The following is a 24,012-nucleotide window of genomic DNA, read 5'->3' as shown; positions in this document are numbered from 1 at the left end:
ATGAAAACAATTAAAGGACCAGGGATATTTCTCGCCCAGTTTATGGGTGATGCCGCTCCCTTCGACAACTTTAAAAACATATGTGAATGGGCCGCAGGCCTTGGATATAAGGGTGTGCAGATCCCAACATGGGATGCCCGGTGTATCAACCTCGAGCGTGCGGCAAACGATGCTGACTATGTTCAGGAGATGCAGGAAATTGCCAAAAGCGCCGGTGTGGTTATTGCAGAATTTTCAACACACCTCCAGGGGCAGCTTGTCGCTGTCCATCCTGCCTATGATGAGATGTTTGATGGGTTTGCTCCGCCAGAAGTGCGCGGTAACCCCGCTGCAAGAACCGAATGGGCAGTAAATCAACTAAAACTTGCCGCCAAAGCCAGCAGGAATTTTGGTATTAAAGTGCACGCTACGTTTTCAGGGGCGCTGTTGTGGCATACCATGTACCCATGGCCGCAACGTCCGGCAGGATTGGTTGAAGCCGGATTTAAAGAGTTGGCAAAACGCTGGAAGCCCATCCTGGATTACTTCGACGAACAGGGAGTGGATGTTTGCTATGAGATTCATCCGGGTGAAGATCTGCATGACGGGGTTACTTTTGAGCGTTTCCTCGAGGCAACCGGAAATCATTCACGATGCAATCTGCTGTATGACCCGAGTCATTTCGTGCTGCAGCAACTCGATTACCTGCAGTACATCGACTTCTATCATGAGCGCATCAAAATGTTTCATGTGAAGGATGCTGAATTCAATCCTTCCGGGAAAAGCGGTGTTTACGGAGGGTATCAGGGCTGGGTGGACCGTCCCGGGCGCTTCAGATCCCTGGGTGACGGACAGGTTGATTTCTCCTCCATTTTCACCAAGCTTTCCCAATATGGGTTCGATGGCTGGGCTATTATGGAATGGGAATGCGCCATTAAAAGCGCTGAGCAAGGTGCCCGGGAAGGGGCTCCGTTCATCGCGAGCCATATCATTGAAGTAACAGAAAAAGCCTTTGATGATTTTGCCGGAACTGGTGCTGATGAAGAATTTAATAAGAAAATACTCGGATTGAAATAAATGAAAAATTTAACGAATGCAGTGTCTGGCCTGATAGCCATGACCATGTTCTGGAGCTGTGGAAAGTCTGCAGATTCAACGGAATCATCAGAAATGAGTGAAGAACCCGTAACTGAGGAGGTTGTAATGACAGCGCCAAATACCCTTACAGAGGAAGAGCAGAATGCCGGATGGAAGTTGCTTTTCGATGGAGCCACAACCAATGGATGGAGAAACTTCAAAAGTGATAGTATAGGGGCCGCCTGGCAGGTACAAGACGGCACACTCTACCTGGATACTTCCGAAAAGGATGGATGGCAGGTGAAACATGGCGGCGATATTATAACCGATGAAATTTACGAGAATTATGAGCTGTCCCTGCAATGGAAAATTGATACCGGCGCAAACAGCGGGATTATTTATCACGTACAGGAAGGGGATGAGTACAATTATGTTTGGCAAACAGGACCTGAAATGCAAATCCTGGATGATGACCGTCATCCGGACGGCAAAATTGACAAGCACAGAGTTGGAGACCTTTATGACCTGATTGAAGGTACGAACAAAGTCATTAATCCTCCGGGAGAATGGAATACAGTTCGAATCGTTTCAAACCAGGGTAAAATTGAACACTGGCTGAATGGTGTAAAGATCGTTTCAGCAGATATGAATTCGCCGGAATGGACGGCACTTGTCGCGGGCAGTAAGTTTGCTCAAATGCCTGGTTTTGGAAAATATACCAAAGGCCATATCGCATTGCAGGATCATGGCAATCCGGTTTGGTTCCGAAATATAAAAATCAGAGTATTGTAGATGTCTCTTTTTATCAGGAATTTCCTTCCCTGCCTTCTGGCGCTGTCCATGCTGGCCGGCTGTACCGTGAAGCCGGATAAGCGCATTAATCCGGGGAATAATATATTGCTGTTCAGTAAAACAGAAGGCTATCGGCATGAATCCATCGAACATGGTTCGGAGGTCCTGAGGCGGATTGGTGAGGCTGCGGGGTCACAGGTGATTCATTCCGAAGATCCGAATGTATTTACTGAAGATTCTCTCAGGCACTTCAGCCTCGTGATATTTCTGAGTACTACCGGTGATATCCTGGATTTTCGTCAGCAGAATGCCTTTGAGCGTTATATTCAGGCCGGAGGAAGCTTTATGGGAATCCATGCCGCCGCAGATACCGAATATGACTGGCCATGGTATAACGGTTTAGTGGGTGGCTATTTTGAGAGTCATCCCAATAATCCAAATGTTCGGGAAGCACTCGTTAAAAAATCTGCGCAGGAACATGTCGCTACGGATTCTCTTCCTTCAGAATGGCTTCGTAAGGATGAATGGTACAATTACAGGAGTATGGACTCAACCATTATTCCCTTGCAGTACCTTGATGAAAACTCCTATGAAGGAGGCACCATGGATAACGATCATCCGATCACCTGGTATCATGATTATGACGGAGGAAAAGCATTCTATACCGGAATGGGACATACATCCTCTTCATTTGATGAGGTGGGTTTTCAATACCTTCTGAAGAATGCCATTGCCTACCTTCAGGCGGATTTTCTTGACTATACGAAGGTGCGAACTGAGCCGGTACCCGATAATGACAGGTTTGGAAAAGTCGTTTTGGCAAGCAACCTGTATGAACCTACTGAAATGGCCGTTTTACCTGACGACCGTGTCTTGTTCATTGAGAGAAGGGGTGCAATTAAATTATATGTTCCCGAAAAGGACAGTGTATTTCAAATCGGAGAAATGAACGTTTTCACCAAATTTGAATATGGTCTGATGGGGTTGGCGATTGATCCTGAATTTGAGGAGAATAACAGGATCTACTTGTACTATTCGCCAAACATTGAAAGACCTGTTAATTATTTGTCACGCTTTCAGCTGATTGGAAATCAATTTTACCCGGATACGGAAAAGGTCATTCTCGAGGTAGACGTACAGCGAGAGGAGTGCTGCCATACAGGCGGATCACTCGCCTTTGATGCCGAAGGTAATCTCTTCCTGTCAACCGGAGATGATACAAATCCCTTCGCCTCAAACGGGTATGGTCCGATGGACGGAAGAACCGGCCGAAGTGCCTGGGATGCGAGAAAGTCATCAGCCAACACGAATGATTTACGAGGTAAAATATTGAGAATCAAGCCACTGGAAGATGGTACCTATAGTATTCCTGAGGGTAATCTGTTTCCGGAGGGAATGGCCGGTACACGACCGGAAATTTATGTGATGGGTTGCCGGAATCCATACCGGATATCTGTCGACCAGAAAACAGGCTACCTGTACTGGGGTGATGTTGGCCCGGATGCGGCGGATGACGACAGTCTTCGGGGTCCGCGCGGCCACGATGAGATCAATCAGGCAAGAACACCTGGTTTCCACGGATGGCCGATGTTTGTGGGTAACAATAAGGCTTACAGGGAATATGATTTTGAAACGGGACAAAGCGGGCCTTATTTCAATCCGGACAAACCGGTAAACAATTCGCCGAACAATACAGGAATTCAAAATTTACCGCCGGCCAGACCTGCCTTTGTCTGGTATCCGTATGCCAGTTCCGAGGAGTTTCCATTGCTGGGATCAGGGGGAAGAAATGCGATGGCGGGCCCGGTTTTTTATCGTGAACTGTTTAATATTTCAAACGAGACATTTCCGCCATACCTGAATGGGAAATTGATTATTTATGATTGGATTCGGGATATCGTGTTATTGGCAACCATGTCGGCCGATGGTGATCTGATTCATCTTGAGCCTTTCCTGGATAATATTGAATTCAGCAACCTGATTGACGTGGATTTTTCACGGAACGGAGTCATGTATACACTGGAATATGGTGCCGGCTGGTATACCCGCAATGAGGATGCCCGACTTTCGCGAATTACCTATTATGCAGGCAACAGGCCGCCTGTGATCAATCTAACACAGTCAACCGGTACCGTAGGTAGAATACCGCTGGAGGTATCTCTAAGTGCAGAGGGTACTATTGATCCCGATGGCGACCCTATAGAGCTAACCTGGTTCATTGGCAGGGATCGGGTTGGAAGCGGGAAGTATTTCAACCATTCATTTGATAAGCCGGGTTACTATTTTGTCTACCTGGAAGCTGAGGATAACCAGGGTGCCAAAAGCAGGGATTATGTGATTGTCAAATCAGGAAATGAATTACCTGAAGTGGATATTGCCATTGCGGGGAACCGAAGTTTTTATTGGCCTGGAAAAGAAATAAGCTATAATGTGCTGGTCACTGATGCTGAAGATGGTAACCTCAAGGATGGCTCGATTGATGCCGGAACTGTGCTTTTCAATTTTGATTACCTGGAGCAGGGTTTTGACCTGACAGAGATTGCCCGGGGACATCAGGTTCCTAGTCCCTCTGCACTGGGGCAGCAGCTTATTGATGCTCAGGATTGTAAGGGTTGTCATAAGGTAAATGAAAAGTCAATCGGACCATCCTATTCGAGTATTGCCGTCCGGTATTCGGGAAGAGACGACGCCATGGATTATTTATCTGAAAAAATTATTGCTGGCGGAGGTGGAGTATGGGGAGAGCAGGCTATGTCGGCACACCCCGACTTATCCAGGGAAGATGCAAGAAGAATTGTCAGCTATATCATGTCTTTGGATTCGGAGGCTACCCACAAAGCAGACCGTTTGCCACTTAGCGGAATATTGCAAACCAACCGGCACAAGGAAGGGAATTACAATGCCATGTATGTACTCACGGCTTCATATACGGATTCAGGAAGTGAGTTTGGCCGGTTAACTGGCACAGAACAGATTGTGCTGAGATCACCCCGGATACGGGCAACGGAAGCGAAGGAATTGGTCAAGGCAGAGATAATGAATCGTGATAACAGGGAAGTGGTTGGAAATCTGAGCCATGGTTCACGCCTCTCTTTTTCGGAAATTGATTTTACAGGTATCCGAACGGTTAAAATTCAACTCACATCATCGCCTTCGTCGGAAATAAATTATAAATTACATTTAGACGATCCTGACGGCAACAGTGTGAGCTCAGAAGGAAAAATGAGGACTGGAAATGTTATTTCACTGCCAATCACCGATTCTGCAGGCTTCCATACCTGGTCTCTGGAGATTTTGAGTGAGGGTAGCACAGTGATACCCGAAATTGAATGGATTGAATTTATACCTTAACGATATGAAAACCACACAACGAAGAACTTTCATGAAACAAACAGCTGCCCTGGGTGCAGGGATGCTCATGTTTCCCAAAGATGTTATGATGATGAAATCAAGAACCGGTATCCAGCTGTATACTGTCCGTTCCATGATGGAAAAGGATCCTGGAATGACATTGTCGATGCTTGCCCAGATTGGATACAGGGAAGTTGAGTGCGCCGGATATGGTGACGGGAAGTTCTACGGCATGAGTCCGTCTGCGTTTAAGGAACTGCTTAAAAAGAACAAGCTTTCAATGCCCAGTGGGCATTATCAAACCGGTATTACCATGCCTGATCAGAAGGGGACACTTACCAATGGCTGGCTGCAGGCAGTGAAGGATGCTGCAGCGGTTGGGCAGAAATATATGGTGCTGGCATATTTGCACGAAGGAGAACGAAAAACGCTGGAGCAATATAACAGCCTGGTAAAGTTGATTGCCGACTGCGCACGGATCTGCAAAGATTACGGGGTGCAATTCGCGTATCATAATCATGATTTTGAATTCATGTCGGTGGAAGGAGTAGTTCCTTACGACCTGTTGTTATCGGAAACAGATGCGAACCTGGTTAAAATGGAGCTTGACCTCTTCTGGACTGTGAAGGCCGGGTATAAGCCGGTTGAGCTCTTTGAAAAGAATCCAGGCAGATTTCCGCTCTGGCATGTCAAGGATATTAATGATGCGGGAAATTTCACAGAAGTTGGTACCGGCAACATTGATTTCAAATCTATTTTCAAGGCAAGCAAGGTGGCCGGACTGGATCATTTTTTTGTGGAGCAGGATCAGATTTCCGGTGATGTAAAGGAGAGTATTGTGACGAGTTATTCGAATGTTCAGCAGTTTATTTAATTAACTCAAGTAAAGTTATTAATGTAACTGCTTGAAATACAGTATATGAAGGCGATCAAGATTATTCTTGCATTATTGTTCCTGTTGTTTGCCGTGGTGCAGTACAATGATCCGGATCCGTGGTTATGGATTGCGATTTATGGTATCACTGCCGGGCTTTTCATTGCAAACATTTGGGGATGGTACAACAAAACAGTTTTGCTGGTTTTTCTGGTGCTGGGAGTGCTTTACAGTCTGACCTACCTTGGTGGCGTGATTGATTATATCGGTATGGGCCAACCTGCGGCAATTGTGGAAACGATGAAGGCCGAAAAACCCTATATTGAAGAGACCCGGGAATTTTTCGGTATGTGGATTGTAATTGCGGCCATTTGGTTTCTGTTTAAAAAGGGCAGGAATTGAATGTATTGTTTGTACCGGCGCAATTCAAAGAAACCATTGCCGCTACGGACGCCGCTCGTTTAATGGCCCAGGCGGGTCGGAGTCACGGGTGGGTTTGCCGTGAGCAGGCCATTTCTGATGGAGGTGAGGGGTTTCTTGATGTGTTCCTTTCAGTGGGGGGAGAACTTCGCAAAGCCAGGGTTTTTAACCCTGTTGGAAAGCTTATTGAAGCTGATTATGTGATCTGTAACGATACAGCCATCATCGAAATGGCCCGAGCCTCCGGGCTTGAACTTGTTCCGCCTGCCGAAAGAGATGTACTTCAAAGTTCTACTTATGGAACGGGGCAGCTGATCCATAATGCCCTGCAGGAAGATGTTTCAACCGTAATTGTAAGTCTCGGCGGAAGTGCTACGAATGATGGCGGTATGGGAATGCTCAGGGCCATGGGTGCTGAATTCAGGGATGACAACGGAAACCTGATCGAATCATTTCAGCAAGCCTGCAGGATAACAACTATAAATTTAGATAAGATCACTTATCTTATTGATGGTAAGTCGATTATTGGGGCAACTGACGTTAATAATCCGTTGCTGGGTGAATTTGGAGCGACACGTATTTTCGGCCGGCAAAAGGGTGTGAATAGCTCATTGCAGGATTCATTTGAACAATGGATGGAGTGCTTTGCGAGGGCTACACAAAATGCGATAGGGGTTGATCATTCAGGTGTAAAGGGGTCGGGTGCGGCTGGCGGTACAGGGTTTGCGTTATGTGCCTGTTTGAATGCGCAACTCACTTCGGGGTTTGATATATTATCTGAATTGGTGAATCTGGATGCCATGGTAAGCTGGGCGGATCTTGTGGTGACAGGGGAGGGACGGATGGATCATCAGACCCAATACGGAAAAGCGCCCGCGCGAATTTGTCAGCTTGCCCGTAAAAGGGGTAAAAAGGTCGCTGCCATTGTTGGAAGCTATGAGGCTGTTCCGGGCAAATCGCAGGAATTTGACGCGATATACTCCCTTTCGGCACTGGCAGGATCCTCCCATGCTGCCATGTTGAAACCCAGGTTCTGGCTTGAGCATGCAATGAATGAGCTGATTAGGGACTTTTCAGAAAGCTGAGTTTTGTTAAATTTCTATTGAGGAATGAATGAGTAAGGGACTTTTTGTTAACTTACCAATGAATTAAGCATTTAACTTCTTTTTATGGCTGGAGCAAATCAGAATACCTCAGAAAATCCTTCTTTTTACAGTCGGTTGACTGATTTTGATATTCATCTGTTTCGTTCGGGAAAGCATTATCAATTGCATGATAAATTGGGTTCCCACCCTGTAGAGCACAATGGCGAGGCCGGATGTTATTTTGCTGTCTGGGCGCCCTCAGCTAAACAGGTTTCTGTGATCGGAAATTTTAATTATTGGGATGTGCATGCCCATAATTTAACGCCCCGCTGGGACAGCTCGGGGATCTGGGAAGGCTTTATTCCCGGAATCGGCCATGGAGAAGTGTATAAATATTCCATTGAAACCCAGGAAGGCTTTCGCCTGGAGAAGGGCGATCCTTTTGCCAGGTACTGGGAAGAGCCTCCAAAAACAGCCAGTATCATTTGGGATCCTTCTTATAAATGGAAGGACAGCAAATGGATGAAGAAGCGTATGAAGGAACGCGAAGAACCAAAGCCTTATGCGGTTTACGAAGTACATATGGGTTCATGGAAGCGGAAAATGGAAGAAGGGGGTAGGTCACTTTCCTACCGTGAGCTTGCTGAAGAGCTGGTAGACTACGTGAAGGACATGAATTACACCCATGTGGAATTTATGCCGGTGATGGAACATCCTTTTTATGGTTCCTGGGGGTATCAGATTACGGGTTATTTCGCTCCGACGAGCCGTTATGGAAATCCGCAGGATTTTAAGTTTATGATTGATGCGCTGCACCAGGCAGGAATTGGTGTAATCCTAGACTGGGTGCCTTCTCATTTCCCCAATGATGCCCATGGACTGTATAAATTCGACGGTACACATTTGTATGAGCATTCAGATCCCAGAAAGGGGTTTCATCCCGATTGGAAAAGCTCAATATTCAATTATGGCAGATTTGAAGTAAAATCAATACTGATCTCGAATGCCGTTTTCTGGCTGGAGGAATTCCATGTAGACGGCCTCCGGGTGGATGCGGTAGCCTCGATGCTTTACCTGGATTACTCGAGGAAGGCCGGGGAGTGGATACCTAATGAATTTGGAGGTAATGAGAATATCGAGGCGATCCGGTTTTTGAAAGAAATGAATGAAACCGTTTATGGTAAATTCCCGGATGTTATTACCATCGCTGAGGAATCCACAGCATGGCCCGGCGTATCCAAACCCACGTTTCTGGGAGGACTTGGTTTCGGTCAGAAATGGATGATGGGATGGATGCATGATACCCTTGAGTTCTTCAAACATGATCCTATGTATCGAAGATGGCACATGAATGAGATCACGTTCAGTATTATGTACGCTTTTACCGAAAACTTTATGCTGCCGTTGTCCCACGATGAAGTGGTTCACGGAAAGGGGCCTCTGATGGCCCGGATGCCAGGCGATGAGTGGCAGCGGTTTGCCAACATGCGCCTGATGCTGGGGTATATGTATGCGCATCCTGGCACAAAGTTGTTGTTTATGGGCTCTGAATTCGCACAGACTTCAGAATGGCGCCATGATCACGGTCTTGAGTGGCACTTGCTTCAATTTGGCTTCCACAGCGGGGTGCAAAACCTGGTACGGGATATCAATAAGCTGTATCAAACCACAAAAGCGCTGTATGAGCGTCCTTTTGAAAAGGAAGGGTTTGAATGGATTGATTACTCTGATACGGAGAACAGTGTCATCGTATTTGCCCGGTATGGAATGAATCCGGATAAAGACGCTGTACTGGCGGTGTGTAATTTTACGCCACAGTTGCATCATGAATACCGGGTGGGTGTGTCTGCTACAGGTGAATGGATAGAGATATTTAATAGTGATGATAAGAAATATTCCGGCACCGGTTTAACAAACGGAAGTGTGGAAACTACATCTACCCAATCCCATGGCAAAGATCAATCGGTAGTCCTTAAGCTTCCGCCTCTGGCCATCATCTTGTTAAAACTGAAGTCCTGAGCAACAGATCCAAATTAAGTCTTCTAAATATCTTATTATTGTCGCTTGATTTTATCAGAGCGTAATTTCCCATGGAAAAATATATTTGTATTCACGGACATTTTTATCAGCCGCCGCGTGAAAATGCATGGCTTGAAGTGATTGAATTACAGGATTCAGCATACCCGTTTCATGATTGGAATGAGCGGATATCATCTGAATGTTATGCTCCAAATACTGCATCTAGAATACTTGATGATCAGGGTGTTATAAAAAAGATCACCAATAATTATTCAAAGATTTCATTCAACTTTGGTGCGACGCTTTTATCCTGGATGCAGGAGAATGATCCACTCACCTATGAGGCTATCATTGAGGCCGACCGGTTGAGTATGGAGAATTTCTCCGGACATGGCTCTGCCCTGGCCCAGGTTTATAATCACATAATAATGCCCCTTGCGAACCGTCGAGACAAGGAAACCCAGGTTATCTGGGGAATCCGTGATTTTGAAAGCAGGTTCAATCGCAAGCCTGAAGGGATGTGGCTGGCAGAAACGGCCGTTGACCTGGAGACCCTTGAGGTACTGGCCGAAAATGATATCAAATTTACGGTTCTGGCACCAAGGCAGGCCTGGCGCGTGCGCAAACTTGGAGGCGAATCCGAATGGAAGGAAGTCGGCGAACGGATCGATACACGCGTACCGTATGTATGCAATCTTCCTTCAGGAAAAAAGATCCATCTTTTCTTTTATCATGGTGACCTGTCGCAATCTGTGGCATTTAATGGTTTATTGAATAACGGGATGGAATTTGCCAATAAACTGTACACCGGGTTTGGAACAGACCGGGAGAAGCAGCTTGTACACATTGCGACGGATGGGGAAAGTTATGGCCATCATCACAAACATGGCGATATGGCGTTGGCATTCTGTCTTGAATACATTCAGAAAGACAAACATGTTACCCTGACGAATTATGGCGAAGTGCTGGAGAAATTTGTGGTCTCCCATGAGGTGGAAATCCGCAATAATTCGAGCTGGAGCTGTGTTCACGGCATTGAAAGATGGCGGGCGAATTGTGGTTGCCATACGGGTGGAAGGCCTGACTGGAACCAGGATTGGAGAAAACCCCTGAGGGAGTCGCTTGACTGGCTCAGGGATGAGGTTATTGCTGTATTTGAGGAGAAGGCCTCAAAACTCTTTAAGGACCCGTGGGACGCACGTAACGCATATATCGATGTAATTCTGGACAGAAACGGATCACAGCAAAAGTTTTTGGAAGAGCAGGGGATATCCGCTAAAAATCAGAATTCTGCTTTGAGGTTAATGGAAATGCAGCGGAACGCGCTGCTGATGTACACGAGCTGTGGCTGGTTCTTTGATGAGATCTCCGGAATTGAAACAACCCAGATTATGCAATATGCATGTCGGGCAATTCAGCTGGCAGAGCAGGAAAGTAAAAAATCCTTTGAGGAACAGTTTATATCAAGACTATCGAAGGCGAAAAGCAATTTGCCACAATACAGGAACGGGGCAGAGATTTATAAGGATATCGTTATTCCTACACGTCTTACCCTGGAACGGGTTGGAATTCACTATGCTGTGGCCAGCATTTTTGAAGAAGATCCCGAATCCCTGCCTGTTTTCAACTACATCGCACAAAGCGATTACCTTGAACGCAGGGAAGCAGGAACACAGCGGCTTGCATTGGGTAACACCCGTGTAAAAAGCCGTGTAACACTGTCTGAGCGGCAATTTAGCTTTGCAGTGCTGTACCTGGGTCAGCAAAACATCATTGGGAATATTTCCATCGATATGTCGGCCGAGGTATTCAAGGAAATGTCAGAAAAACTCCTGGCAGCTTTCGAGGAAAGCAATCTCGGACTGATGATCAGTCTGACAATGAAGTATTTTGGAGCTGAAAAGTATAATCTCTGGTACCTGTTCAAGGATGAGAAAAGGAAAGTTCTTAATATGATCATGGATCGCAGCTTATCCCAGGTCGAAACCTCATTCAGGAGAATTTATAATCGCGATTATCAGCTGATCAATTCGCTCAAGAACGATAATATCCCGATTCCAAGTGCATATCGCACCACATTGCAATATGTATTGAATGCCGACCTGAGAAACGCACTGCTGGACAAGCAGATCGATCTGGAGGAACTCGGCCGAATTGCAGATGAATTTGAAAAATGGGATCTTACCCTGGATGATTCGTTATACATTGAGCAACATGCCTCGGAAATGATTGAGAAGGCCCTGTTGCGCATCCAGAAATCTCCGGACGATATAAACCGACTGATTCGTCTGAATACATTTTTCGATTACCTTGAGAAATTCAAACTAAAGCCAGGAATTTATAAATCCCAAAACCTTTATTTTGAGCTTTCTATCAATAAGGAACTGATGTCAGGTACGACGGCTGACTGGAAGCAGGAGTTTGTTCGTCTTGGCGAAAAGTTAGGCATCAAGGTTTCCTGATCCTTCACGATCAGCCTCTTTCAGTAGCTCGGGTATTTCACGGCTACGCTTGTTGAAATAGGCCGTCATGGCAAGGTGAACCTGTTCATCATCCATGAGTCCGTTTTTCCTGGCCAGCTGAAGTTTACGCCATTCATCGAGGATGTTACTCATTTGGGCTCCAACGATCTCATTTTCTGTATAGGATGAAACCGTTGAAAGAAAGGAATCATACTCCTTGCCGGCTAAAAAATTTAATAATTGTGCGGTAACTTCTTCGCTGTACATAGTATTAAAGATGAACGTTTGACCGCAAAATAAGCATTGTAAGGAAAATGGTGAAATAACATTCTCTAAACTTGTTATTTATTTGATACTCATGTTATTTCACCGATTGAATTTATATTATGTCAGAACCCAAAGTACCCTATTTGCATTTAAGTGGTTTGGAGCCACTAATCATCACACCGGAATCCAATTTTGTTAACATTGGTGAGCGAACGAACGTAACGGGATCCCGACAGTTTCTTCGTCTCATTCAGGAGGAGAAATTTGAAGATGCCCTTGCGGTCGCAAGAGATCAGGTAGAGGGTGGTGCCCAGATCATTGATGTGAATATGGATGAGGGTATGATTGATGGGAAGGATGCGATGGTACGTTTCCTGAACCTGATGGCAGCCGAGCCCGAAATCGCACGCGTACCGGTAATGATCGATTCCTCAAAATGGCATATTATCGAGGCTGGCCTGAAGTGTATTCAGGGAAAGGGTATCGTAAACAGCATTAGCCTGAAGGAAGGTGAAGGGCCATTCCTGGAACAGGCAAAAAAGATTAAAATGTACGGCGCAGCGGTAGTTGTGATGGCATTTGATGAACAGGGACAGGCGGATAACCTGGAACGGCGCATTGAAATTTGTAAGCGTTCATACCAATTACTGGTGAATAAAATCCATTTTCCCCCACAGGATATTATCTTCGATCCCAACATTTTCCCTGTCGCAACAGGGATGGAAGAGCATCGTCGTAATGCGCTGGACTTTTTTAAGGCGACCAAATGGATACGTAAAAACCTTCCTGGCGTTCAGGTGAGTGGTGGGGTAAGTAATGTATCTTTCTCCTTCAGGGGTAATCAGGCCGTACGTGAGGCAATGCATGCGGCATTTCTGTATCATGCGATTCAGCATGGAATGAATATGGGTATTGTGAATCCCACTATGCTGGAGGTTTATGATGAAATCCCCAAGGATCTTCTTGAACATGTTGAGGATGTACTCCTGGATCGTCGTGATGATGCTACGGAGCGTCTTCTGGACTTCGCAGAAAAAGTAAAGGGAGGAGCGAGGAAAAAGGAAAAAGATATTGCGTGGCGCTCTGAAAGTGTTGAGTCGCGGTTAAGCCATTCCCTGGTGAAGGGCATTATCGACTTTATCGAGGAGGATGTTGAGGAGGCAAGGGTGAAATACGGTAGTCCTCTTCAGGTAATTGAAGGTCCGCTCATGGATGGTATGAATGTGGTAGGTGACCTTTTCGGGGCTGGTAAGATGTTCCTGCCCCAGGTGGTTAAAAGCGCACGGGTTATGAAAAAGGGTGTGGCCTACCTGGAGCCCTACATGGAAGAGGAAAAACGCAGGAATGCCACTTCCACAGCGGTAGCAAAAGTCCTTCTGGCTACCGTAAAAGGAGATGTGCACGATATCGGAAAAAATATTGTAGGTGTGGTACTGGCATGTAACAGCTATGAGATCATCGATCTCGGGGTAATGGTGCCGGCAGAAAAAATCATTGAAACCGCAATCAGGGAAAATGTATCAGCTATTGGACTGAGCGGACTCATTACGCCCTCACTTGATGAAATGGTTCATGTGGCCAGTGAACTTGAACGTATTGGCAGCAAACTACCACTGCTGATTGGTGGAGCAACCACATCAAGAATTCATACCGCTGTTAAAATAGATCCGGTTTATTCCGGACCTGTAGTTCATGTGCTGGATGCATCCAGAAGTGTGCCTGTAGCAGGCGAAATGATACACAAGGAGACAGGCCCGGCATTCCATAAGAAAATCAAGGAAGAATACCGGGAGATGCGCGAGCAGCATAGCCAACGACAGTCCGACAAGAAATATATCAGCTACGATCTGGCGAGACAGAACAGCCTGAAATTAAACGAAGCCGAGATCAAACAACCGCGCGAACTGGGTGTTTTCATCGAAGAAGACATTTCGCTGGAAGTTTTACGTAATTACATCGACTGGACACCGTTCTTTCAAACCTGGATGTTGAAGGGTAAATATCCGGCAATTTTCAAGGACGAGTATGTAGGCGATGAGGCCCTGAAGTTATTCAATGATGCACAGGCCATGCTGGATGATTTCGTTGCCAATGAAAAGCTGCAGCCAAAAGCGGTTTATGCGATTTTTGAAGTGGAACGAAAAGGGGAAGATGTCGAAGTGATTCTGGATGGTGAAAAGAAAGGCAAATTCCATTTTCTCCGTCAGCAGGGAAAGAAGGGATCTGATATTCCCAACCTGTCGCTGGTGGACTTTGTGGCCGAAGGTAAAAAGGACTATATGGGTGCTTTTGTAGTTACAACAGGTCATGGTTTGCAGCCTATCATCGAAGGGTTCCGAAAACAACATGATGATTACAGCGAAATAATGGCCAAGGCACTTGCTGATCGTCTTGCAGAGGCCCTTGCGGAGTACCTGCATGAAAGGGTTCGTAAGGAGTACTGGGGATACGCGGCTGATGAGGTACTCGATAATGAATCCCTCATCAGGGAAAAATACCAGGGAATTCGACCGGCACCCGGGTATCCGGCTTGTCCGGATCACACAGAAAAACGCTTTCTGTTTGAGCTTCTGGATGCAACTAATAAGACAAACGTCACTCTTACAGAATCCCTGGCTATGTTTCCGGCGGCATCTGTTTGCGGTTTTTATTTTGCACATCCGGATTCACGCTATTTTGGCCTTGGAAAAATCGAAAAGGACCAGGTAGAAAACTATGCATCGAGAAAAAAGATGCCGGTTGAGGAGATTGAGAAATGGCTGGCGCCGGTACTCTCGTATAAATAATATTTTAAAATGAAGGTTACTGAACATTTAAATAACGCTAAGGGGAAAACGCTTTTTTCCTTTGAAATTCTACCGCCACTAAAGGGGGAGAATATTGCAAACCTCTATCATAACATAGACCCTCTCATGGAATTCAACCCTCCGTTTATCGATGTTACCTATCATCGGGAGGAGTTTGTGTATAAAAAACATGAGAATGGTCTGCTCGAGAAGAAATCAATCAGAAAACGCCCTGGAACCGTAGGTATGTGTGCTGCAATCAAAAATAAGTACGATGTGGATGCGGTACCCCATATTATTTGCGGAGGCTTTAATAAGGAAGAAACCGAAAACGCGCTGATCGATCTGAACTTCCTGGGAATCGATAATGTACTCGTCCTGCAGGGTGATGCCATTAAAACAGAAGGGACGTTTGTTCCTGAAGAAGGGGGACATCAGTATGCCTCAGAATTACTTGAACAGGTAAAAAACATGAATAATGGAATTTACCTTGATGATGAGCTGCTCAATGCCACCCCGACCAACTTTTGTATCGGCGTAGCCGGGTATCCTGAAAAACACTTTGCCGCACCCAATCTGAAAACAGATCTTAAATATCTCAAGATGAAGGTTGACATGGGTGCCGATTATATCGTGACCCAGATGTTTTTTGATAACCGGCAATTCTTCCGGTTTGTGGAGGACTGTCGAAAAAATGGCATCAATGTACCAATCATCCCGGGGCTGAAGCCCATTACCACCAAACGGCAGCTGAACGTGCTCCCGCGTGTGTTTTACATTGATATCCCTGAGGAACTGGCTGATGAAGTTGAAAAATGTAAATCCAACGAGGATGTGCGTGAAGTAGGTGTGGAATGGGCCATCAAACAATCCAAGGAACTGATGGATTTTGGAGTTCCCGTGCTTCATTACTATTCTATGGGAAAATCAACTTCGATTTATCAGATAGCCAGCAAACTATTTTAAAATTACCGGTCATTATGGCATAATTCTGGTCGATAATAGACAATAAGTCAGTATTTTTTCGTAATTTCTAAATACTGGCATCCGAATTGTTCTATTGATGCAAACACCAGGAGGTAATATGAAATACGAGATCAGCAAAAATGAAGTTCATCGCATTCTTACAAGTGCCAATGTTCTGAATACCATGAACGGTGGTATGGTAGAATCGCAGATCAGTGTGGTTCGAAACCTGCATGAGTATCATGTGAAGGTCACCGCCCCGGGTATAAGCGAGGAGCATCTGAAAGTGGAAATTGTCGAGAAGCACCTGATCGTTTCACATCAGCTGGAATTCGAACTTCAGGATGGAAAGAAAGTGGTAGTACCGCACGTACTTGCTGCATGCCCGCTGTCACTTGATATTGATCATAGCAGAATTACAGCCGATTATAATGATGGGTTGTTGGAGGTAAGACTGCCCCTTTCGGATTTTACATCCGGATATCGCAGGGAGATCAATATAACAAAGGATTAATCATCACATTTTTAATGTATAAATCAAAGCCGGCACATGCCGGCTTTTTCATTTTTAGATTCAGATATAACCAGCCAAGTCTTTTTTTGTATCTTTCAATGTATGCAAATATCGACAGATAGCGCTATATACATTCTGGTTGTTCTTACAGGGATCATTCTGATTTCGGAATGGCTGATGCGCTTCAGGGTATTTCGGTTTGCAGGAGCTGCCTTACTGGTGATTGTAATTACGGCAGTATTCGCTAATCTGGGAGCCATTCCATCTGGTGATAACCCAACATATTCTGCCATTTTTGATTATATCGCTCCAGCGGCCATATTCATTTTACTGCTGGATGTGAATCTGGCCGAATTGAAAAAAGTAGGATTACCCATGCTGATCCTGTTCATCGTCGGTATGCTGGGGACGACAGCAGGAGTGATTTTTGCTACTTCTGTTTTTAGCGATGGCCCGCTCTATTCGGGGTTCTATGCACCAATTGCCGGCATGTTTGCCGGAACATATACCGGGGGAGCCTTGAATTTTAACGCAGTCGCGCTGCATTACGGAGTAATGGAGAATGGAATGGTGTATGCAAGCACCATTGCCGTTGATAATATTATCACCACCGTATGGATGTTCGTTACAATCGCCGCGCCGGCCATTCTTAATAAACTTCACGGCCGGCAGAAAGCAAAGGTTTCAATCTCTTCCGTAAAGGAAAAGGAGCAATCACTGGCAAAACCTATTGGTCTTAAAAACTTCTCCGCACTTATCTTCCTTACCACTTCCGCCCTTCTGATTTCAGAGTGGTCGGCTCAGTGGTTTGACACTTTGGGAATCCGTGTGCCATCCATATTGATCATAACTACCATTGCACTTATTTTGGCGCAAATACCTGCTATTTCGCGTTTACCCGGTACCCGCATGACAGGCACCTGGCTGGTGTATTTGTTTCTTGCTGTGGTGGGAGCCTTTTGTGATATTGGCGCACTTTACGATGCAGGACAACTGGCACTGCGACTGGTGGGGTTTGTTGCCATCATCATGCTGGTTCATGGCCTCTTTATGTTTATTGCGGGAAAATGGATGGTCAGAGACTGGGACCTGGCGGCTATTGCATCCCAGGCGAATATTGGCGGTTCAACCACAGCGATGGCCCTCGCACAGAGTTTTAACAGGCATGAACTGGTGCTTCCTGCCGTAATTATTGGTTCACTGGGGAATGCATTGGGCACCTATATTGGTTTTTTTGTAGCGGCAATTATCTGATTTTACCTAATTTCGCCTGACTAACATTGATCTTATGCGATTCTTATTCATTCTCTTTCTTGCAAGCGGTATCCTGAATTCAGCCAACGCACAGGATTTGCAGGCGTATCAGTTGTTTTCTTCCAGTGGCAAGAAGACAAACTATAATAAAATGCTGAAGAGCATCTCCGATGCCGATGTTCTTTTTATCGGTGAATTCCACGACAACCCGATCACGCACTGGCTGCAGCTGGAGCTCACACAGGATCTTGGGAAATCCCGTTCACTTATCCTGGGTGCGGAAATGTTTGAGGCAGATAATCAGGAAGCACTCAATGCGTACCTGCAGGGGAAGGTAGACAGAAAGGGGCTCGATAGTACAGCGCGTCTCTGGCCGAATTTTAAGACGGATTATGCGCCCCTGGTTGATTATGCGCGTGAACAAAAGATTCCGTTTGTGGCTACTAACATTCCCCGGCGATATGCAAACCTGGTTTACCGCAAAGGATTTTCTGCACTGGACAGTCTGAGTGACGAGGAGAAATCCTGGATTGCTCCGTTGCCCTTTGATTACGATTCAGAACTCCCTTCATATAAAGCGATGATGACTATGATGGGTGATCATGCTTCACCCACAATGCCCATGGCACAAGCCTCAAAGGACGCGACCATGGCCTGGTTTATTTCCGAGAATTATGAAACAGGGAAACTTTTCATTCATTATAACGGGGCGTATCATTCGGATGACAAGGAAGGTATCATTTGGTACCTGAAGCGGGCAAAGCCGGGTTTGAAAATTGTTACTATTTCAACGGTGAAGCAAGCTGACCTTTCCCGTCTTGAGGAAGAATTTCACGGGAAGGCAGATTACATAATTTGCGTAGACGAGGATATGACCTCAACCTATTAATGAATCATCAGGAGTACAAGTTTAAATCGAAGCAAACCTTTTGGGTTTTGCTTATTTATTGGTTTACAATCGGCGTTTCGATTTTTGCCATTGTGATGGTCCTTTTGAAGGGATCGGAAGAAAATATATGGATCAAAGTATTTGCCATAGTCATGATGTCGCTGAGTGCCGGACTTATCATATGGATCTGGTTGGGAACTCGTTACGTCGTACGGGAAGAAAAATTGTATTATTATTCCGGACCGGTGAGGGGAGTGATCCCCATAAATTCAATTCGAAAACTGGAGGTAGGCCGCACACTGTGGGTTGGGGTTCGTCCGGCACTCGCTACCGGCGGGATCATAATATACTATGGCAGCTCAGACCTGATTTATGTTTCACCCGATACAAATGAAAAGTTCATTCAATGCATAACTGCCATAAACCATAAGATTCAGGTTGACCGACAGTTATTTAAATAATCCGATTCTTCGTAGATACACCGTTAAGGTGGTCTTCTACATTTTGAAGGGTAACCTCAGCGATCTCCTGCAAGGCCTCGCTTGTCAGGAATGCCTGGTGCGATGTGATCAGTACATTCGGGAATGTCATGAGTCTTGAAACCAGATCATCCTGAATAATTTTTTCCGACAAATCTTCAAAAAAGAGGTTTTCCTCCTGTTCATAAACATCGATTCCCAGGTAGCCGATCTTTCCTGATTTTAAAGCTTTAATGACATCCCTGGTCTTGATGAGCGCTCCCCGGCTGGTATTGATGATCATTACCCCATCTCTCATTTTTTTTATGGACTCCTTACGAATCATATGATGGGTTTCCGGAAATAACGGAACATGCAGCGATATTATGTGAGAATGCTCAAGGACCTTATCAAGGGAGTGATATTCCACACCCATCTTTACAAGCTCCTCATCCTCTCTTACGTCATAGGCAATTACCCGGCACCCGAAACCAAGAGCGATCCGGCAAAAGCATTTACCAATGTTGCCGGTTCCGACTACGCCAATAATCTTTCCATTCAGAGTGAAGCCTGTTAACCGTTCAAGGGAAAAATTATTATCCCGGATACGATTGTATGCTTTATGGATTTTTCGGCTGAGGCAAAGCACCAGCGCCATGGCATGTTCTGCCACCGCTTCCGGAGAATATGCGGGAACGCGATAAATCGCGATCCCATATTTTTCAGCAGCTGTAATATCTGCATTATTAAATCCGGCACATCTGAGGAATACAGCCTTTATGTTCAACTCATTCAGCCGTTGCAGCACATCATCATTCAGATGATCATTTACAAACGCGCAAATCGCGTCGTGCTTCGCAGCAAGTGCCACAGTCGATTCAGATAGGGTAGTTTCGAAATAATGAATCGTATGGTTGTGCTCCAGTTTATTGAAACTATCAACATCATATTTTTTCGAGCTGAATACGGCAATTTTCATTTTCCGAAAATACCGAATTCTTTTTTTAATTTATAAAATCACTTACCTGACCAGCCGATAGTTTATAGAGGGTAACCCGGCCAAAACGCCCGGCAACATAGGTCGTTCCCACAACCGCCATTCCGCCATCTGAGGTCGAAATAAAGCCCGCCAACTCGTTCTGATCACCATATCCCAGGTATTCGGAACCGATGAGACTTCCGGTAGAACTTTCAAAAGCGTGGAGTACAATCTGTCCGTTTCGGGTATGACTTCCGAACGTGATTACGTTGGCTCCGTCCAGTGAAAGACTTTTGAGTTGAACCGGCGCATCGGGCACAAGTTCCGGGAACGGGTTGCCCACCAGGTCAACAGTCGAAGTAATACCGTTCACCTGAAGCTGTGTTTTCGGCATCAGGTAGTTGGTTCCGAAATTAAAACTCGAAAGGGCGAAGTACCCCTGGTCAAGCGGAAGAACGGCACTGATTCCACCATCTTCATGCTGGCCCTGTGTTACACCCAATGGAGCCCCGTCTGAAAGATCGGTGAATACCAATGAAAAGGTGTAATTGAAAAATCCATTGAAATAATAAAGTCCTGTACTGGTTTTACCTACCCGGAAAGGAAGTTTTTTTCCTGTACGCGTAAAATGGGCAATTAAAGGAGCCTCAGTTTCACTGCCCGGGCCGATATCAAAAGTCGCCTGTCGTGAAATCGCACCTGAAGTGCTTACGACAGACAAAACGGTTCGTTTGTCCTCGTGATTATAGCTTTGAACCAGGATGTTGTTCCCATCTGCTGCGGCATGAAGCGGATAAGTTAGTCCGCCCAGGGCTATCGGATCGCCCGAGCTTCCATCTTCATTAACCGGAACGAGCAGTGTATTGAGATTAATCCCATCCATTGCTACGAAATACACATTACCACCAACAAGGATGAAGTTATCCAATGGATTGGATAGCGCGTTCAGGAAATCATTTTCCTTGACAAAATTCCCTTTTTCATCGATTTTCATCACATATGCCGCAGGAAAATCAGAATTCTCCGTCTGCCTGCTGGCAAGAATGAGAAAGCCATTATCTGTGGTTTGAATGATATCTATAGGTTGATAGGAAGCTTCAAACCTGTTATCGTCATATACCCTGGTAAATGACAGGGTAGGATCTGCGGTATTGTCTGCCAGGTCGCATGAGGTAAATACAGCAAACAGCAGAACCCAAATTAGTTTTATGTTGTACAGCCTGTTCATTATTCTACTGCTTTTAAGTTTGAACTGATAAATCGAAGCGGGAATACGCAACCGATACTTATATCTACACTTTGCAGCGTGATATCATCCATGGCGTCGCCTGTTCCGGCAACGGGATTTTCACTGTAGCGATTTCCCGCATTGGTGATTACGTTGATTCCGCTCCTGTATACAATATTGAGTGTGAGACGAACATTCCAGACATCGTAATTCACACCGGCACCGGCCGCCCAGCCAAGGTTTGACTTGATGAAGAGGTCATCCACACCGAACGTAACCTCCTGATTTTCAAAAGGCCCTGTTCCTCCGGAAGCCATGTCAGTACCATTGTTGGATACCGTTTTTTTGGCATCAATCAGGTGACTGTAATACCCCCCAAACTGCACGTAGGGCCGAAATTTACCGGACATAAGGTCATAACGGACAAAAACGGGCATATCAACATACTGGAGTTGGTGAAGGTGATGATAGTTCAACTCAAGTGTGTTGGATCCATCCGTTTCAGATGTCCAGAGATAATTATTTTCATAACCAAACTTCTGGATCCGGAACTGCGGTTCGAATACAAATGAAAAGCCCCTGTGATAGAAAGTCACAGAAATACCTGCCTGACCGCCACCCAGAAAGCTGTCGTACGACTTCTCCAGGTCTGACGGATGGTAATTTACAGGTACATATCCGCTGTAACTTTCCTGCGATATGGCCTGGGTGAAATTACCACCGGCAATGAATCCCAGCCACCATTGTGTTTTGAGGAACTGGCTTTTCCGGTCCGGCCTTTTACCATACCCTTCACCCTTCTTCTTAGGGTAAGGGCTCTTTTGGGCCATCGTTTCCGCACCTAAAAATAGCAGGGCGCAAAGGATAAAAAATAGTAGTTTTTTCATGGCTTATTTCCTTACAATCAATCGTTTTGAATCCTTCAATATTCCCGCGGCAATTTCATAAATGTAAATTCCTGCAGGCACATCATCGAGATGAACCTTCACCTCATGGTCTCCCGGTTCACGATGTTCATCAACGAGTATTTTTACAGGTCGTCCCTGGATATCATACAGTGTGAGCTTGACATCGGCAGGCGAGTTGATTCTGTACCGGATATTTGTATAATCCCTTGCCGGATTCGGATACGCCTTTTCCAGTCGGAATCTCTCAGAGAAAAATGCTTCATTGCTGGTGATTTCCTGCCGGGCAAGCGGAATAGGTTCATAATTGCCGCCATCCGGTTTAGGGCCCTGGATAAAGTCACCAAAGAAAATGTCATTGTTGATAACCTGTTCATCCACCTGCATCCAGTCCTTAAGGATATTGGCATAGATCTGACGATAGTCAAATTGCATCTGAACATTATTCTGGGTGACATCCGGATTTGTTCCGTAAACGCCCGGGTTCACACCCGCTCCGAACAGCATCATTGGGGCACCCGTACCATGATCAGTACCATAGCTTCCGTTTGATCCGATTCGTCGTCCGAATTCTGAAGTGGTTAAGGTAAGAACCTTGTTCTCAAGTCCGCGTACACGCAGGTCCTCCTGGAATGCCCGCATCGCGGAGGATATATGATAAAGCAGTGCCGCATGGGAACCCATGGTAGGATCATAGCTTTCCACCTGTGAGGCATGTGTATCAAAGCCTCCTATCTTCACCAGGAAGACTTTGGTTTTTACGCCTTGTCCGGCTCCACCGCCGTCAAGAAGACGTGCGATCATCTGAAGCTGTGGCGTCAGTCTGTTGCGCAGGCTCGAGGCGGGGGCATTGAATGGATATACCTCGGGATAGGACACCTGGGTAGGAGATGATCGGCTGTAGATCTCATAAAGCCTGGCCGCATAATCCTCCGATTTATCTTCGAGTCCCAGGATCCAGTTCATTTCTTTACCGTAGGGTGAATCATCCAGGAATGAAGGCGGTTTTCCTCTTGGGTCGAATCCTTCATCGGTGAATCCTTCCAGCTCACCAACGAGATTTGCCAGTGCTTCCGGGTTGCTTCCCAGGGATATGGATAACGGAATGTTATTATTCTGATGAAAAATGAGTGATACATCCGATCCCATTTCGATGGCAAGCGGATCCGGACAAGCCGCATTCGGAAATTCATCCGGATATTGCATCGGCGCTATATCCTGCTGCAGGTAACGTCCTACCCATCCTGAGCTGAAGTAATCGTCAGGACCTCCGCCCATATGCCATATATCCCGGCCCCTGAAATGTGAACCGTTATTATTTGGATAGGACACACCCTGAACAATAGCCATTCTTCCGCGGTCGTACATATCTTTCATTCCAATCAGATCGGGGTGAAGGCCTACCTGGTCGGCGTAAGGAAGAGTACTGTCAAGTGGAATCATGCTGCGGATACTGTTTTTAGCCGGTATCGCAATGTTCGCTCGGCGACTGTAATACAGGTCGTATTGCTCCACAGGTATAAACGTATTCAGACCATCATTACCTCCGTGCATCTGCAGGATGATGATAACCCGGTCATTCGTGCTTTGACCGGCCAATCTCATAAACGGACTGTGCTGACTCATTACACGTATAGGCACATGCTGCAACGCGAAGGATGCACCGGCCATAAGGGGAATTCTATTTAAAAAGCTTCTGCGTTTCAT

The 24,012-nt window shown here is 45.8% G+C and carries 19 protein-coding genes; 14 read left to right on the top strand and 5 right to left on the bottom strand.

Translation table 11 applies throughout. The annotated features are described in order from the left end of the window. From LDX50_RS30120 to LDX50_RS30085, 8 genes are all read left to right on the top strand, one after another. The gene (locus tag LDX50_RS30120; RefSeq protein ID WP_225700026.1) at positions 1-1,056 is read left to right on the top strand and encodes a sugar phosphate isomerase/epimerase family protein; all 1,056 of its coding nucleotides are present in this window, start codon (positions 1-3) and stop codon (positions 1,054-1,056) included. Beyond that, a complete protein-coding gene (locus LDX50_RS30115) occupies positions 1,057-1,848 on the top strand; it encodes a 3-keto-disaccharide hydrolase (protein WP_225700025.1) in 792 nt (263 codons plus the stop codon). Continuing rightward, entirely contained in the window at positions 1,849-5,199 is a 3,351-nt protein-coding gene (locus tag LDX50_RS30110) for a ThuA domain-containing protein (protein WP_225700024.1), read from the top strand. It begins immediately after the preceding gene. A gap of 4 nt (positions 5,200-5,203) precedes the next feature. Next, entirely contained in the window at positions 5,204-6,073 is an 870-nt protein-coding gene (locus tag LDX50_RS30105; RefSeq protein WP_225700023.1) for a sugar phosphate isomerase/epimerase family protein, read from the top strand. A gap of 45 nt (positions 6,074-6,118) precedes the next feature. Beyond that, on the top strand, positions 6,119-6,475 hold the full coding sequence (locus tag LDX50_RS30100) for a transmembrane 220 family protein (protein ID WP_225700022.1): 357 nt from the start codon (positions 6,119-6,121) through the stop codon (positions 6,473-6,475). After that, entirely contained in the window at positions 6,472-7,578 is a 1,107-nt protein-coding gene (locus LDX50_RS30095; RefSeq protein ID WP_225700021.1) for a glycerate kinase, read from the top strand. The genes LDX50_RS30100 and LDX50_RS30095 overlap by 4 nt, the downstream gene beginning before the upstream one ends. An 84-nt stretch (positions 7,579-7,662) precedes the next feature. Further along, positions 7,663-9,597 carry a 1,4-alpha-glucan branching protein GlgB gene (gene glgB, locus LDX50_RS30090; protein ID WP_225700020.1) on the top strand — a complete coding sequence of 645 codons (1,935 nt, stop codon included), beginning with the start codon at positions 7,663-7,665 and terminating at the stop codon, positions 9,595-9,597. A gap of 71 nt (positions 9,598-9,668) precedes the next feature. Then, a complete protein-coding gene (locus LDX50_RS30085) occupies positions 9,669-12,059 on the top strand; it encodes a DUF3536 domain-containing protein (protein ID WP_225700019.1) in 2,391 nt (796 codons plus the stop codon). On the opposite strand, the gene LDX50_RS30080 is transcribed toward LDX50_RS30085, so the two are convergent. Then, positions 12,039-12,326 carry a hypothetical protein gene (locus LDX50_RS30080; protein WP_225700018.1) on the bottom strand — a complete coding sequence of 96 codons (288 nt, stop codon included), beginning with the start codon at positions 12,324-12,326 and terminating at the stop codon, positions 12,039-12,041. The genes LDX50_RS30085 and LDX50_RS30080 overlap by 21 nt on opposite strands. Positions 12,327-12,445: 119 nt before the next feature. On the opposite strand from LDX50_RS30080, the gene metH reads away from it, so the two are divergent. The 6 genes from metH (at position 12,446) to LDX50_RS30050 (ending at position 19,196) form a co-directional block, all read left to right on the top strand. After that, positions 12,446-15,112 carry a methionine synthase gene (gene metH / locus LDX50_RS30075; protein WP_225700017.1) on the top strand — a complete coding sequence of 889 codons (2,667 nt, stop codon included), beginning with the start codon at positions 12,446-12,448 and terminating at the stop codon, positions 15,110-15,112. 9 nt (positions 15,113-15,121) lie between these two features. Continuing rightward, the gene (gene metF / locus LDX50_RS30070) at positions 15,122-16,078 is read left to right on the top strand and encodes a methylenetetrahydrofolate reductase [NAD(P)H] (RefSeq protein WP_225700016.1); all 957 of its coding nucleotides are present in this window, start codon (positions 15,122-15,124) and stop codon (positions 16,076-16,078) included. Between the two features lie 97 nt (positions 16,079-16,175). Then, positions 16,176-16,592, top strand: a complete 417-nt coding sequence (locus tag LDX50_RS30065) for an Hsp20/alpha crystallin family protein (RefSeq protein WP_225700015.1) — start codon at positions 16,176-16,178, stop codon at positions 16,590-16,592. A 102-nt stretch (positions 16,593-16,694) separates the two neighbouring features. After that, positions 16,695-17,846, top strand: coding sequence for a DUF819 family protein (locus LDX50_RS30060; RefSeq protein WP_225700014.1), 1,152 nt, complete (start codon positions 16,695-16,697; stop codon positions 17,844-17,846). Positions 17,847-17,880: 34 nt separating this feature from the next. Further along, positions 17,881-18,735: a ChaN family lipoprotein gene (locus LDX50_RS30055; RefSeq protein ID WP_225700013.1), complete on the top strand. Its 855-nt coding sequence runs from the start codon at positions 17,881-17,883 to the stop codon at positions 18,733-18,735. Continuing rightward, complete coding sequence (locus LDX50_RS30050; RefSeq protein WP_225700012.1) at positions 18,735-19,196, top strand: PH domain-containing protein; 462 nt, start codon at positions 18,735-18,737, stop codon at positions 19,194-19,196. Before LDX50_RS30055 ends, LDX50_RS30050 begins: the two co-directional genes overlap by 1 nt. Here the strand turns inward: LDX50_RS30050 and LDX50_RS30045 are convergent. Genes LDX50_RS30045 through LDX50_RS30030 form a run of 4 tightly spaced genes read right to left on the bottom strand, consistent with a single transcriptional unit; the run spans position 19,189 to position 24,012 of the window. Continuing rightward, positions 19,189-20,172: a 2-hydroxyacid dehydrogenase gene (locus LDX50_RS30045; protein ID WP_225700011.1), complete on the bottom strand. Its 984-nt coding sequence runs from the start codon at positions 20,170-20,172 to the stop codon at positions 19,189-19,191. The genes LDX50_RS30050 and LDX50_RS30045 overlap by 8 nt on opposite strands. A 25-nt stretch (positions 20,173-20,197) precedes the next feature. Beyond that, positions 20,198-21,400 (bottom strand): hypothetical protein, encoded by a 1,203-nt coding sequence (locus tag LDX50_RS30040; protein WP_225700010.1) that lies wholly within the window; start codon positions 21,398-21,400, stop codon positions 20,198-20,200. Continuing rightward, complete coding sequence (locus LDX50_RS30035) at positions 21,400-22,287, bottom strand: PorT family protein (protein ID WP_225700009.1); 888 nt, start codon at positions 22,285-22,287, stop codon at positions 21,400-21,402. Before LDX50_RS30035 ends, LDX50_RS30040 begins: the two co-directional genes overlap by 1 nt. 3 nt (positions 22,288-22,290) lie before the next feature. After that, positions 22,291-24,012, bottom strand: coding sequence for a DUF1501 domain-containing protein (locus LDX50_RS30030; RefSeq protein ID WP_225700008.1), 1,722 nt, complete (start codon positions 24,010-24,012; stop codon positions 22,291-22,293).

The organism is Fulvivirga sedimenti (genome assembly GCF_020328055.1).
Note: the sequence above shows the minus strand (reverse complement) of the source record. Positions and strands in the feature narration are given on the sequence as shown.

Coding starts and splice junctions, on each gene's coding strand:
- LDX50_RS30120 (WP_225700026.1), top strand. CDS start 1: ATGAAAACAATTAAAGGACCAGGGATATTTCTCGCCCAGTTTATGGGT.
- LDX50_RS30115 (WP_225700025.1), top strand. CDS start 1,057: ATGAAAAATTTAACGAATGCAGTGTCTGGCCTGATAGCCATGACCATG.
- LDX50_RS30110 (WP_225700024.1), top strand. CDS start 1,849: ATGTCTCTTTTTATCAGGAATTTCCTTCCCTGCCTTCTGGCGCTGTCC.
- LDX50_RS30105 (WP_225700023.1), top strand. CDS start 5,204: ATGAAAACCACACAACGAAGAACTTTCATGAAACAAACAGCTGCCCTG.
- LDX50_RS30100 (WP_225700022.1), top strand. CDS start 6,119: ATGAAGGCGATCAAGATTATTCTTGCATTATTGTTCCTGTTGTTTGCC.
- glgB (WP_225700020.1), top strand. CDS start 7,663: ATGGCTGGAGCAAATCAGAATACCTCAGAAAATCCTTCTTTTTACAGT.
- LDX50_RS30085 (WP_225700019.1), top strand. CDS start 9,669: ATGGAAAAATATATTTGTATTCACGGACATTTTTATCAGCCGCCGCGT.
- LDX50_RS30080 (WP_225700018.1), bottom strand. CDS start 12,326: ATGTACAGCGAAGAAGTTACCGCACAATTATTAAATTTTTTAGCCGGC.
- metH (WP_225700017.1), top strand. CDS start 12,446: ATGTCAGAACCCAAAGTACCCTATTTGCATTTAAGTGGTTTGGAGCCA.
- metF (WP_225700016.1), top strand. CDS start 15,122: ATGAAGGTTACTGAACATTTAAATAACGCTAAGGGGAAAACGCTTTTT.
- LDX50_RS30065 (WP_225700015.1), top strand. CDS start 16,176: ATGCAAACACCAGGAGGTAATATGAAATACGAGATCAGCAAAAATGAA.
- LDX50_RS30060 (WP_225700014.1), top strand. CDS start 16,695: ATGCAAATATCGACAGATAGCGCTATATACATTCTGGTTGTTCTTACA.
- LDX50_RS30055 (WP_225700013.1), top strand. CDS start 17,881: ATGCGATTCTTATTCATTCTCTTTCTTGCAAGCGGTATCCTGAATTCA.
- LDX50_RS30050 (WP_225700012.1), top strand. CDS start 18,735: ATGAATCATCAGGAGTACAAGTTTAAATCGAAGCAAACCTTTTGGGTT.
- LDX50_RS30045 (WP_225700011.1), bottom strand. CDS start 20,172: ATGAAAATTGCCGTATTCAGCTCGAAAAAATATGATGTTGATAGTTTC.
- LDX50_RS30040 (WP_225700010.1), bottom strand. CDS start 21,400: ATGAACAGGCTGTACAACATAAAACTAATTTGGGTTCTGCTGTTTGCT.
- LDX50_RS30035 (WP_225700009.1), bottom strand. CDS start 22,287: ATGAAAAAACTACTATTTTTTATCCTTTGCGCCCTGCTATTTTTAGGT.
- LDX50_RS30030 (WP_225700008.1), bottom strand. CDS start 24,012: ATGAAACGCAGAAGCTTTTTAAATAGAATTCCCCTTATGGCCGGTGCA.